At 61.8% G+C, this 12709-nt stretch carries 12 protein-coding genes; 9 read left to right on the top strand and 3 right to left on the bottom strand.

Annotated elements, in window-relative coordinates; all coding sequences use genetic code 11:
- The first annotated feature begins 127 nt into the window (after nucleotides 1-127).
- The 9 genes from dcm to AACZ26_RS03055 all read left to right on the top strand — a co-directional run bounded on the left by dcm (nucleotide 128) and on the right by AACZ26_RS03055 (nucleotide 9913).
- Nucleotides 128-1366, top strand: a complete 1239-nt coding sequence (gene dcm / locus AACZ26_RS03095; RefSeq protein ID WP_339619036.1) for a DNA (cytosine-5-)-methyltransferase — start codon at nucleotides 128-130, stop codon at nucleotides 1364-1366.
- Between the two features lie 119 nt (nucleotides 1367-1485).
- Entirely contained in the window at nucleotides 1486-3696 is a 2211-nt protein-coding gene (locus AACZ26_RS03090) for a DEAD/DEAH box helicase (protein WP_339619034.1), read from the top strand.
- Between the two features lie 178 nt (nucleotides 3697-3874).
- The gene (locus AACZ26_RS03085; protein ID WP_339619032.1) at nucleotides 3875-4741 is read left to right on the top strand and encodes a type IV toxin-antitoxin system AbiEi family antitoxin domain-containing protein; all 867 of its coding nucleotides are present in this window, start codon (nucleotides 3875-3877) and stop codon (nucleotides 4739-4741) included.
- 399 nt (nucleotides 4742-5140) lie between these two features.
- Nucleotides 5141-5653: a nucleotidyl transferase AbiEii/AbiGii toxin family protein gene (locus tag AACZ26_RS03080; RefSeq protein ID WP_339619030.1), complete on the top strand. Its 513-nt coding sequence runs from the start codon at nucleotides 5141-5143 to the stop codon at nucleotides 5651-5653.
- 160 nt (nucleotides 5654-5813) lie between these two features.
- Nucleotides 5814-6521 (top strand): hypothetical protein, encoded by a 708-nt coding sequence (locus tag AACZ26_RS03075; protein WP_339619028.1) that lies wholly within the window; start codon nucleotides 5814-5816, stop codon nucleotides 6519-6521.
- 58 nt (nucleotides 6522-6579) lie between these two features.
- Nucleotides 6580-6951: a hypothetical protein gene (locus AACZ26_RS03070; RefSeq protein WP_339619026.1), complete on the top strand. Its 372-nt coding sequence runs from the start codon at nucleotides 6580-6582 to the stop codon at nucleotides 6949-6951.
- 64 nt (nucleotides 6952-7015) lie between these two features.
- The gene (locus AACZ26_RS03065) at nucleotides 7016-7297 is read left to right on the top strand and encodes a metal-sensitive transcriptional regulator (RefSeq protein ID WP_339619024.1); all 282 of its coding nucleotides are present in this window, start codon (nucleotides 7016-7018) and stop codon (nucleotides 7295-7297) included.
- An 85-nt stretch (nucleotides 7298-7382) separates the two neighbouring features.
- Nucleotides 7383-7607 carry a cation transporter gene (locus AACZ26_RS03060; RefSeq protein ID WP_339619022.1) on the top strand — a complete coding sequence of 75 codons (225 nt, stop codon included), beginning with the start codon at nucleotides 7383-7385 and terminating at the stop codon, nucleotides 7605-7607.
- The gene (locus AACZ26_RS03055) at nucleotides 7607-9913 is read left to right on the top strand and encodes a heavy metal translocating P-type ATPase (RefSeq protein WP_339619020.1); all 2307 of its coding nucleotides are present in this window, start codon (nucleotides 7607-7609) and stop codon (nucleotides 9911-9913) included. Before AACZ26_RS03060 ends, AACZ26_RS03055 begins: the two co-directional genes overlap by 1 nt.
- On the opposite strand, the gene AACZ26_RS03050 is transcribed toward AACZ26_RS03055, so the two are convergent.
- From AACZ26_RS03050 to AACZ26_RS03040, 3 genes are all read right to left on the bottom strand, one after another.
- Nucleotides 9901-10842, bottom strand: coding sequence for an amidohydrolase family protein (locus tag AACZ26_RS03050; protein WP_339619019.1), 942 nt, complete (start codon nucleotides 10840-10842; stop codon nucleotides 9901-9903). The genes AACZ26_RS03055 and AACZ26_RS03050 overlap by 13 nt on opposite strands.
- A gap of 5 nt (nucleotides 10843-10847) precedes the next feature.
- Entirely contained in the window at nucleotides 10848-11552 is a 705-nt protein-coding gene (locus tag AACZ26_RS03045) for an SDR family NAD(P)-dependent oxidoreductase (protein WP_339619018.1), read from the bottom strand.
- Between the two features lie 103 nt (nucleotides 11553-11655).
- The gene (locus AACZ26_RS03040; protein WP_339619017.1) at nucleotides 11656-12651 is read right to left on the bottom strand and encodes a YihY/virulence factor BrkB family protein; all 996 of its coding nucleotides are present in this window, start codon (nucleotides 12649-12651) and stop codon (nucleotides 11656-11658) included.
- Between the last annotated feature and the right edge of the window lie 58 nt (nucleotides 12652-12709).

Below are 12709 nucleotides of genomic sequence, written 5' to 3'. Positions count from 1 at the left end.
TCCACCCAAGAATTTGTCACTTAGTTTCGACTCTAGCGGCGCGGACATAGCGCGGCGGGAGATTCTTGATCGAACACGGCTATCTGGTAACCACTGCATAGGGCAATGGTTACCGTAGAATGGACTCATGACCCTCCTAAACGTCGCTGCCGCCGCACAACACCTCAACGTCTCCGTTGACACTATTCGGCGCTGGGATAAGCGCGGGATGATTAGGAGCACACGCTCGGAGACCAATCACCGCCTATTCGACACCGCTGAAATCGAACGCTTGCAACAGAAACAGCACTCGCGCAGTCAAGGAGATCGTCACTTCTCGATCCTCCACAGCGAAAAAACTGGACTCAGCGCCATTGATCTCTTCGCTGGAGCCGGAGGAACCGCCCTAGGGCTATCCAACGCCGGGTTTGGTCACCTCCTTCTGAACGAATTCGACAAGCACGCTGCAGCTACACTTCGGCTGAACCGACCGGACTGGAATGTTGTTGAAGGCGACGTTACGACCGTAGATTTCACCCCGTTTGCGGGCAAGGTTGATCTTCTCGAAGGCGGATTCCCATGCCAGGCTTTTAGCTACGCTGGCAAAAAACAAGGGTTTGAGGATACGCGCGGGACGCTATTTTACGAGTTCGCTCGGGCTGTGAAGGAAGTTCGACCGAAGGTCGCAATCGGAGAAAATGTCAGAGGACTGCTGGGGCACGACAGCGGGCGGACGCTCAAGACCATGGTCGCCGTGCTCCAGGATCTGGATTACAAGGTCAACTACCGAGTTCTCAGGGGGCAGTATCTCGACGTTCCGCAGAAGCGAGAAAGATTGATCATCGTAGCTGTGCGCAATGATGTTGATTCGCCGATTCTTTTCCCGCGGGAACGTGATTACATCGTGAGCCTTTGGGATGCAATCGGCGATGCGCCAAAGTCCGCTGGCCAGGAGTACTCGGAGTACAAGCGAAATGTCATGAGTCAAGTTCCTGCAGGTGGTTACTGGCGCGACCTCCCTGACTCTCTCCAGCGCGACTACTTAAAGGGCAGCTATCACCTAGGCGGTGGGAAGACTGGAATGGCAAGAAGGCTGAGCTGGGACGAGCCTTCGCTTACCCTCACATGCAATCCTGCCCAAAAGCAGACTGAGCGTTGCCATCCCGAAGAAACCCGCCCCCTGAATGTGCGCGAGTACGCGCGCATCCAGACGTTCCCTGATGAGTGGGCCTTCTCAGGCTCAGTATCCGCCCAGTACAAGCAGATTGGAAACGCTGTACCTGTCAACCTTGGGTATCACTTGGGGCGTGCCGCTCACGCAATAATTACCGGAGAAGATCGGGAAAAATTCGACCAATTCGTCCCCCTCGAGCAGATCGACGAGTAAGCCACGTAGGAAAACGATTACTTACTCGCGGCTCATCACTCCAATCGGCGCACATTAGGGATCATCTTATAAACCCCCTCCCGCACCGAAAAGTCAGCACCCCCTGCCACACTAGCCACGTGACAGATACCCGCACCGATGCCCTGACCGTTCTCCGCACGCTTGTCGGCAATGAGAGTGCCGATTTTCATGAGGGACAGTTTGAGGCGATCGAGACGCTCGTCGGTGGGCGCCGCCGCGCGCTTGTCGTGCAACGTACGGGGTGGGGAAAGTCCGCCGTCTACTTCGTTTCTACGCTGCTCATGCGCCGACGAGGTGCGGGCCCTACCGTGCTCGTTTCGCCACTGCTCGCGCTCATGCGGGATCAGATTGCCGCGGCATCCCGCGCCGGAGTTCGAGCCGTCGCCATCAACTCCACCAACCCGCACGAATGGGCCGAAGTTCAGCAGCAGCTCGCCAACGATGAAGTCGACGTGCTGCTCGTCTCCCCCGAACGCCTCAACAACCCCAGCTTTCGCGACAACCAACTGCCCACACTGATCAACCGCATCGGGATGCTCGTCGTCGACGAAGCGCACTGCATCAGCGACTGGGGCCACGACTTTCGCCCCGACTACCGCCGCCTGCGCGAACTCATCGCCACCATGCCCGACGGCGTCCCCGTGCTCGCCACCACCGCCACCGCCAACTCCCGCGTCGTCGCCGACATCGCCGCGCAACTCGAAACCAACCCCACCGGCAGCACCGAAAACCCAGCCACTGCGGGCACCGAAGTCGTCACCATCCGCGGACCCCTCGCGCGAGCATCCCTACGCCTAGGAGTCCTTAAACTCGCGGATGCCCGAGCTCGCCTCGGCTGGCTGCTGAGCCACCTCGCCGAACTGCCCGGCAGCGGCATCATCTACACGCTCACCGTCTCCGCCGCCGAAGACACCGCGCGGCTACTGCGCGACAGCGGCCTGGAGGTGCGCGCCTACACCGGCAAAACCGACCCGCAAGAACGCGAAGAATCCGAACAGGCGCTCAAAAACAACACCGTGAAAGCACTCGTCGCCACGAGCGCCCTCGGTATGGGCTTCGACAAACCCGACCTCGGCTTCGTCATCCACCTCGGCGCCCCCTCCTCCCCCGTCGCGTACTACCAACAAGTCGGCCGTGCCGGCCGCGCCACCGACAACGCCGACGTGCTGCTGATGCCGGGCCGCGAAGACGAAGACATCTGGGAATACTTCGCCACCGCATCCATGCCCGACCAAACCAACGCCGAACTCGTCATCGCTGAACTAACTGAAGCAGCGAACACCGGGGCCGGGCCCGTCTCCACACCGGCGCTCGAAGCCCGTGTGAACCTGCGCCGCACACCCCTCGAACTCCTGCTCAAAGTGCTCGACGTGGATGGAGCCGTCGCCCGCGTGCAAGGCGGCTGGACCGCCACCGGCCAACCCTGGAGCTACGACGCCGAACGCTACGCCGGAGTCACCGCCGCCCGCCGCGCCGAACAACAACACATGCTCGACTACGAACGGCTGCCCACCGGCACCGAAGGCTGCCGCATGGAATACCTGCAACGCGCCCTCGACGACGACACCGCCACCGAATGCGGCCGCTGCGACAACTGCGCCGGCGTCTGGTACCCCACCGACATCAGCACGGATGCCACCACCCGCGCCACCGCCACCCTCGACAAAGTCGGCGTGCCCATCGAACCCCGCGCGCAATGGCCCACCGGAGCCGACAAGCTCGGCGTCCCCGTACGCGGACGCATCACCCCCGAACTGCGCGCCAGCGAAGGCCGCGCCCTCGCCCGCCTCACCGACCTCGGCTGGGGCGGCACCCTGCGCACCCTCTTCGCCCCCGGAACCCCCGACGCACCCGCAAGCCCCGCGCTCGTCGCCGCCTGCGTGCGCGTGCTCGCCGACTGGGGCTGGGATGAGCGACCCGTCGCCGTGGTCTCCATGCCGTCACGCAGCCGACCACAACTCGTGGCATCCGTCGCCCAAGCCCTCGCGAGCGCCGGCAAACTGCCCTACCTCGGCACCCTCAGCCACACCGGCGGCGGACCCACCGGCGAACCCGGCGGCAACAGCGCCTACCGACTCGCGAGCGTGTGGGGACAGTTCGAATGGGCCGGCGGCAGCGACGCAGCTGGAACCGCCGAGGGCTACACCGAGGGCACCGCATCAGCCGCAGGCAACCCGCTACCCAACGGCCCCATCCTGCTCGTCGACGACCTCGTCGACTCCCGCTGGACCCTCACCATCGCCGCCAAAGCACTCCGCGAAGCCGGAACAGAAGCCGTACTCCCGTTTGCACTCGCCCTGCGCGGCTAACCCCTACGACACGTCTTGCGCGACCAATTAACTCGACAACTACGTCACAAGTATTCAGACGCCTACGTCAGGCGGCGTGCCCCACGGCTGGCAGCGTGGGATCAGGTTCTGTCCATTTGGACGCGAAAAACATCCGCTTGTACTTGAAAAGTATCTATCTAGACGTTACAATTCAAGCATGAACGTGTCAGAAGCTCTACGAGCGCTGGCTGAAATCTCGTCAGGCCAGTGGGGAATGGTCACGACCTCGCAGGCGAGTTCGCAACATGTAAGCCGAGTACAAATTGCGCGGCTCGCTGAGAGTGGACATCTCGAGCGTCTAGCTCATGGCGTCTATAGAGATGCAGGGAGTTCGCCCCACGAGTTCGACGACATTCGAGCTGCTTGGCTCAGCCTCGATCCAGATCGTGTGGCCGAAGACCGCATTCGCGACGGGGCAGTCGGCATCGTGGTGAGCGGAAATACGGCGGCGGCCCTGCACGGAGTCGGAGACCTCCTTCCCACTCCCTATGTTTTTACTTCGCCAACTCGTCGACAGTCGCAGCGCCCCGATATCCGATTCAAGCGAAGGCCCCTCGCAGCCGACCAGATCACACTGGTAGCCGGAATTCCGACCACGGGAATCGAACGAACGATCGCGGACCTAGTGCAAGACAAAGAAGACCTCAGCCTGGTCGGGGATCTCGTTGGCGATGCGCTCCGTTCCAGAACCGTTCAACTCGATTTTCTGGCGAACCTTCTTAACCCGCTCGCCGCACGAAATGGATTTCCCAAGGACGACGGACTCGCACTACTGAGGAAGCTTCTCGAACTGGGCCGCGTGGATGTCGCAACCCAAATCAAACGGGTGACTTCAAACCCAGCATGGCTCTCTGCGACCTCTCCCGACGACGCAACAATGCCATCCGAAGCCCTCGCAATGCCGATTGAACGATCGCAAAGTGTCACATCCGGGGACGATATGCGATCCGTGCAAGCGCTCGTGAAGGATGTCAATGTGCTACAGAATCTCGCGACGCAGAAGCAGGCATCCGATGCAGGCTGACGAATCTCCGTATCCCAACGGTCGCGCCGTTCAGGCAGCAATCAAAAGTGCCGCACAGCGAGACGTGCGAGCCACCTCAGTCGGTGTCGGCGATCTGATCCGACAAGCGACGTTTGACCGATTCCTCTGCAGAGTGTTTTCCGTTCAGCCACCCAAGTTTGCTCTCAAGGGCGGCACCGGGATGCTCGCTCGGCTGTCAACCAGTAGGGCCACAAAAGATATCGACTTGTCGTCGGGAGAGGGCGACCTCGAAGCTGCCGTAGCCGATCTGAAACAGCTGGCGACCGTCGACCTTGAGGATCATTTAGATTCGAACTTGCGAACAGGGTCAACCAGTTGGACGGAGAGAACCAGCCCTATACGGCTGGCTGCCGCCTGACTTTTGACGTCTATGTTGGCGTGTCGAAGCAGAGCACTCTGTCGATCGATCTTGCAGCCGGCTACAAGCCCACTGGTGAGCTCGAAACGTTGAGCCCGGCCAATCGATTGCCGCTTGCCCGTCTACGCACTTACGACTACGTGCTGTACCCAATAGTGGACCAAGTAGCGGACAAATTATGCGCAACCCACGCGACATACGGAGAGAGCAAATCTCCTTCGTCGCGCGTCAAGGACTTGATCGATCTCCTTTTTATTTCGATAACGGAATCCTTCGATGCTCGACGCCTGTGGATTGCCGTATCAACTGAGTCCAAGCGTCGTGAACTCGAACAAATTGAAGCATTCGTCGTCCCTCCGGACTGGTCAAGTCGATACCTGGTGCTCGCTCGACCCCTCGGGCTCTTGGACAATTTCCCCAATGTCTCAGCCGCCGAGGAACGCGTCCGAGCAATGCTGAACCCGATATTGGACGGAACTGTTACTGACGGCTGGTGGGAGCCGGACGCTGGGATCTGGATGACATCACAATGAGCTCGCCTGTGCCAACTACCACCCTCCGCAGATAGCCCCGCAGAGCCTCACACCCGGAGGGGCAGACAAATAATCGTGCCAGCGCGCCAGCGCGCCAGCAAAAAGCTACTCTGGAAGCTATCGCAACGCTGCCGTAGCAGCGCGATCGGAGGTTGCCACAGTGTCAGATCCCCACACCAAGCCCCGCAATTTCGCCCTCGGCGCGTTCCTCTCGGTGTTAGCAATACCCCTCGCCATCGCCGCAGCAGTCTTCGTCGGACTACTCGGAACTGGAATCGCGGCCGCAGTCGCCGCGATCGGAATGTTTGCAGCATTTCAACTCTTCGCCCTAGGCTCACACGGCCCAGTCAGTCGCGGCCGCGACTTTCTCTTCGCACTCGTCATCGGTGCCACCGCCACCGCCCTCGGAAGCCTCGCAGGACTACTCACCGACGCCTACGCCAGCTTCGTTGCCGGTGGCGGCACCACCGGCATCATCGAAAACCTCTCTGTCGGACGCCTCGATCTCCCCTTCCCCACTCGAGCAGAAGAAGTCGTCGTTCCCCTCACGATCGCCGCCGTGCTCGCCATACTCGCCATCATCATGAACGCGGCCAAAGCACTCGCTGTTCACCGCGACAACATCCTGGCCACCGCCAACACCGTCGCCACCTCAGCCAGCAACCACCTCGAGACATCGCGAACCGCACTGACATCAACCGCCAAGAATTCAGCGAACACCGCGCACCAATTCGCCAACCACGTCATGACCATCAATTCCACGTCCCCAGGCATCGTGCTCAACGGCAAACCACTCGAACAATCGCAATCCACGGCACACTTCTGGCGCGATCTGCGCGAGTCAATCTACAAAGCCATCCGCGGCTAACCACGGCTCCGAACTACAGGGAGGCTAGACACCGCATCACCGCACCCGAGGAGACATCATGGCGATCATCCGCTACACCGGCATCTACAACGCCGACGGCGGGCTGTGGGGCGAAACGCGGTATGTGATCGGCCACCTCCTCGGCACCACCGCCTGCGCGCTGTGCGACATCACCCACTCACCCCTTCGCCGCAAACCCGAATGGGACGCCATGGTCAACCGCCTCGGAGTGCCCTTCGACGTGCGGCACCGCAACGAGATCACCCCCACCGAAACGGAATTCGTCGCGAACGCCCGACTGCCCCTCGTGCTCGCCCATCACGACGACGGCAGCATCACCGCAATACTCACCGATCGAGAACTGGATGCCGTAGCCGGATCAGTCGCCGAATTCGAGTCAGCACTCACTCGCGCATCTATCGCCGGTTGACTTTCGCGCACGCAAGGCGTGTAATGGTGATACCCCTAAGGGGTATCCGTGCGAAAGGAATGCCATGGTCGGCTACGACGACAACAAAGAGCAACTGCTGAAACGACTGCGTCGCGCTGAAGGTCAGGTTCGCGGCATCCACCGCATGGTCGAAGAAGACACCTACTGCATTGACGTGCTCACTCAAGTCTCAGCCGCGACCAAAGCCCTCGAATCAGTCGCGCTCGCCCTGCTCGATGACCACCTCAGCCACTGCGTCGCCGAAGCCAGCCGCGAAGGTGGCGCCGTAGCCGACGAGAAGATTCGCGAAGCGAGCGCCGCCATCGCGCGACTCGTGCGGTCCTGACCACAGCATTTACCCGCGCCTGCCCACCGCAGCCGGAACACACCCCTGCACCTGCACACGCACACGCCCCAATAGAAGGAGAACAATGTCTCACACCGCTGATTACCTGGTCGAAGGAATGACCTGCAACCACTGCGTCTCCAGCGTCACCGAAGAACTCACCGAAGTGGCTGGCGTAACCGAAGTGACCGTCGACCTCGCCTCGGGGCTGCCCTCCACCGTCTCGATCACCTCCGATGCTCCCCTTGACGACGCAACTGTCGGCGCCGCAATCGAGGAGGCCGGCTACACGCTCGTGAAGAGCCTCTGATGACCTCCGAACCGCTCACGGCGAGCACCGCACAAACCGCCGACACCGTCAACTTTCTCGATGTCGAACTCGACATCACCGGGATGACCTGTTCCTCGTGCGCTAACCGCATCGAGCGCAAGCTCAACAAGCTTCCCGGCGTCGAGGCGACCGTGAACTACGCGACCGAAAAAGCTCGTGTTCGCGCCCCCGAAGGCACCGACACCGCCCAGTTTCTGGAAACTGTCAAGGCTGCTGGGTATAGCGCCGTCATCCCCGCGCCGATCTCCGAGACCCCGGATGCCGCGAGCTCACCCGCCGCAGATGACCGCGCCGCGCAGCTACTGCACCGACTGCTCGTCTCGACCGCCCTCACCGTGCCTGTCGTTCTGCTGTCGATGATTCCTGCCCTGCAGTTCACCTACTGGCAGTGGCTCGCCCTCACTCTCGCGGCTCCCGTGGCCGTGTGGGGTGCCTGGCCATTCCACCGAGCCGCCGCGATCAATCTGCGCCACGGTGCCGCCACCATGGATACCCTCATCAGCCTCGGCGTCATCGCCGCTTTCGGCTGGTCGCTCTACGCTCTCTTCGTGGGCGGCGCTGGCGAAGCCGGGATGCACATGACGATGACGTTCTTCGGAACCCCGCACGGTGGCGCTAGCGAGATCTACCTTGAAGTTGCCGCGGCCGTCACCGTGTTCATCCTGCTCGGCAAATACATCGAAGCCCGCGCAAGCCGCGAGTCGGGGGCTGCCCTACGTGCCCTCCTCGAGCTCGGCGCAAAAGATGCCACCGTTCTGCGCGACGGTATCGAGCAGCGCATCGCCGTCTCGGCGCTGGCCGTCGGCGACCACGTCGTCGTGCGGCCCGGCGAGAAGATCGCCAGCGATGCCCTCGTGATCGAAGGTAACTCCGCCGTCGATGCGAGCATGCTCACCGGCGAATCCGTTCCCGTCGAAGTCGGCCCCGACGATCGCGTAACGGGCGCCACCCTCAACGTCGGCGGACGACTCGTCATCGAAATCACCCGCGTTGGCCGCGACACCGAACTGGCCCGCCTCGGCCGACTTGTCGAAGAAGCCCAAACTGGCAAAGCCGACATCCAGCGTCTCGCCGATCGCGTTTCGGCGATCTTCGTTCCCGTCGTTCTCGGCCTTGCCGTCGTTGCGTTCGTCGGCTGGATAATCGCCGGCGGGCCCATCGAACTCGCTTTCACGGCCGCCGTCACGACCCTCGTCATCGCGTGCCCCTGCGCCCTCGGACTCGCAACGCCCACCGCCCTCCTCGTCGGAACGGGTCGCGGTTCACAACTTGGCATCCTCATCAGCGGACCCCAAGTGCTCGAACGTACGCGCACCGTCGACACGATCGTGCTCGACAAGACCGGAACCGTTACGACCGGCGAAATGCGCCTCAGCTCGATCGAGGTGCTCGACGGCGAAAACAAGGAGCTCGTATTGGCTCGCGCCGCCGCCGTGGAAGCTGGCTCCGAGCATCCGGTCGGCCGTGCCGTAGTCGCCGCCGCAACCCAACGCAGCCTCGAACTGCCACTCGCTACCGGCTTCGCCTCGCACGCGGGCAATGGTGTTCAGGCGACAATCGACGACACTGTGGTGTTCGTCGGCAAGCCCTCGTGGCTCACGACCGACCACCACCAGACAGTGTCGGATGCCGCCCTCACTCTGGTTGAGAAAGCTGAAGTTGCCGGCTCCACCGCGATGGTCATCGCGTGGGACGGTCAGGCCCGAGGCGTGCTGGTTGTCGGCGACACCGTCAAGGCAAGCAGTGCGGACGCCATAGCCGAGTTCACGCGGCTCGGCCTGCGCCCCGTGCTGCTCACCGGCGACAATGCAGGAGCGGCAGCATCCGTCGCCGCCGTTGTGGGAATCTCCGACGTGCACGCCGGAGTCACTCCGCAGGGCAAACTCGACGTCATCCGCCAATTGCAAGCCGAAGGCCGCACCGTCGCGATGGTCGGTGACGGGGTCAACGACTCTGCCGCGCTCGCCGCCGCCGACCTCGGCATCGCCATGGGTGGCGGAACGGATGCCGCGATTGCAGCCAGCGACATCACGGTCGTCAGCGGCGACCTGCTAGTGGTCGCCGACGCGGTTCGCCTCGCCAAGCGCACCCTCGGCGTGATCCGCGGCAACCTGTTTTGGGCTTTCGCCTACAACGTGGCTGCCCTACCGATCGCGATGCTTGGCCTGCTGAACCCGCTCATTGCGGGCGCAGCGATGGCGTTCTCTTCGGTGTTCGTCGTGCTGAACAGTCTGCGGTTGCGCAGGTTCAAGTCACACGTGCGTTCCTCCCATCACACGTCGTAGATTCGCTCAGCATTGCCCGAAAACAGCGCCAACTGCTCGTGTGGCGCGTAGCCCGAAATGAGCGTGCGATAGGCCTGAATCAGGTCGCTGTAGGAGCTGAAGAGTCGGTCTAGTGGCCAGTTCGACCCGAATACGGTGCGGTCGGTGCCGAAGAGGTCGATGGAAGCGTCCACCCAGGGACGCAAAGAATCGAGCGTCCAACGCTGGTCGACCATGCCCAATCCCGACACTTTGATGAACGTATTCGGCCGGGCAGCGATTTCGGTCATCTCGCGCTTCCAGAACGCGAAGTACTCGTCATCGCGCTGACGCGGAAAACCACAATGATCAACGCAGATCGATGTCTCGGGTGCCGACGCGGCGAGATCTGCGACCTTGCTGAACGTTTCGGGCAGGCAGTCGATCGATGCGACAAGTCCGCGAGCGCCGAGCGTGCGCACTCCGCGCCGGTAGCGTTCATCAACGAGATAGTCACCCTCAGAGAAATCACGGATGCCGCGGAAACCAGCGAACTCTGCGTGCCGGTCGAGCTCGGCCTCCAGATCGTCGGCCATCAGATTCGAGTGCGCGATGATGCCGTGGGGAATCCCCGTGCGTTCGAAGCCCTCGCTGAGCCACTGCGTCTCGACGACGGGATCGGGGCTGCCCAGAGCCGCTTGCACGTGGATGGCTTTGCTCACGTGGTTGAAGCGCGACTCTGCCAGAAAGTCTTCTGGACGGTACTGACGCGACTTCACCGCGTCGATATTGCCGATCACCGGGTGATCCAGTTGCGGATCGAGCCACGAATAACGCAACTCGGGATGCCCGAGGTCATAGAAGTGCACATGGGTATCAACAAAGGGAATGTCGTTCACAATGGGCTCCTGATTCTGCTGCAACGTTGCAGCGGTGCGAAGGTGCGGCGGCGCACCCGAGCGGCCGGTCACGCAGGCTAGTCGATGAAGAGGCCGCCATCGACATCGATTACTTCGCCGTTGACATAGGCTGCACCTTCAGAGGCGAGAAAGCGAACGACGTTGGCGACTTCGGCTGGTGTTCCCATTCGACCGACGGGAACACGGTCGAGCATGGCTTTCGAGGGAAGTGCGCCCATCATGTCGGTTTCGATCATGCTGGGAGCAACCGCATTCGAGGTGATGCCGTTGCTTCGTTCCGCCGTAGCAATCGATTTCGCTAGGCACATCATCGCGGCCTTAGACGCTGCGTACGCCCCGCCCGTGCTGAACCCCCCATTCTTGCCCGCGGATGAGCCCACGTTGATGATGCGACCGTAGCCAGCGGTACGCATCCCGGGCAGCACGCGCTTGCTCAAGAGGAAGGCGCTTGTCAGGTTGACGGCTAGGGTGCGATTCCAGACTTCTAGGCTGGTGTCATCGATGCGCCCCGGAGCGAGAATGCCCGCATTATTAACCAGCACCGACGGCATTCCGAGCTGCTGCTCGACAGAATTTATCGCCGCATTTACTGCAACTTCATCAGAGACATCGCACTCGATAGTGAGGATGCCGTCGTGAGTTTCAGCGGATGCCGTGAGGTCAAGCGCGGCGACCTGGTACCCGTCGTCAACCAGAGCACGGCAGATGGCAGCCCCCAGCCCTCGGGCGGCTCCTGTGACAACAGCGACTTTGCGTGACATGACACTCCTCCGGACTTGGTAACGTTTCCAGCCGTAGTGGCGAGCCTATCCGGAGAAGCACAACCGCTGCAAGATCGGCGAACCTCTGACGGCGCTCACCGCACTATTCGCGATTGCGAATACTGATCGCCCGTGCTTCGTCCTCAGCCTGGCGTCGTGCAAGCACGAGATTGCGAAACGTATCGCGCAGCGGCAACTGCACAGTGTTCTCGGCAGGCACCCCAGCAAGCAACTGTCGCAGTCGGGTAAATTCGGCATCCACTTCTAGCCCCGCCACGAGAGCGAGGTTGCTGATGTACAGCCAGATGAGGAGCGCGAGAGCACCCCCGAGCCAACCATAAACGCGGTCGTAGCTAGCAACCGTAGACGCGTAAAAACCGAATCCTGCGGTCGCAAGCCCCCACGTGACGATCGCAAACAGAGCCCCGGTGCTGACCCAACGCATCCGTTCATGGCGGATGTTGGGAGTGTAGTAGTAGAGCACCGCAATGATGACGGTGAGGATAGCGAGCAGCACGGGCCAACGGCCGAACGACCAGATCGCCACCCACGGGTCGCCGATTCCCAGCTCTGTGCCGATTGCCGTCGCCACATTCGTAGTGGTGAGGAGCAAGACGACGACCGCGGCAAATGCTGCCAGCAAAAACGCTGAAAGAACAAGCATGAGTCCGCGGAACTTCACAAAGCGTCGACCCTCTTGGACTTCGTACACGCTGTTGGCTGCGCGGCCAAAAGCTGTCGCATAGCTCGATAGCGACCACACGCTGAGCACGAGCCCCATCGCAAGGGCCAGGCCGGGACTGCCGACCGAGAATAGTTGAGTAAGGGGCTCCTTCAGCACGTCAACAGTGGCGGGCTTCAGCACTTCATTGGCGAGGTCGAGCACTGTCTCTGCCGCCTTCTCCTCCCCCTGAGCGAGTGCGAAGGCAGAAACAACGCTGAGAGCGGCCGGCAAGGTAGCGAGCGCCGAGAAGAACGCCAGAGTTGCCGCCGAATCGATCCCGCGGTGCAGCATGAAGCCGTGATAAGCGCGGCGGAGAGCGTAGCGCCACTCCCGTCGCGGCGCGATGAGGTTGCTCGTCGCCTCGGAGTTCGTCATCCGCTCAGTTTAAGTGACTCTGCAGCGATCAGGGGCCGCTCGCAATTACCATCACGCA

It is taken from the genome of uncultured Salinibacterium sp. (assembly GCF_963974405.1).
Classification (GTDB): Bacteria; Actinomycetota; Actinomycetes; order Actinomycetales; family Microbacteriaceae; genus Rhodoglobus.
The sequence above is the reverse complement of the archived record's forward strand: the minus strand, read 5'-3'. Positions and strand labels throughout refer to the sequence as shown.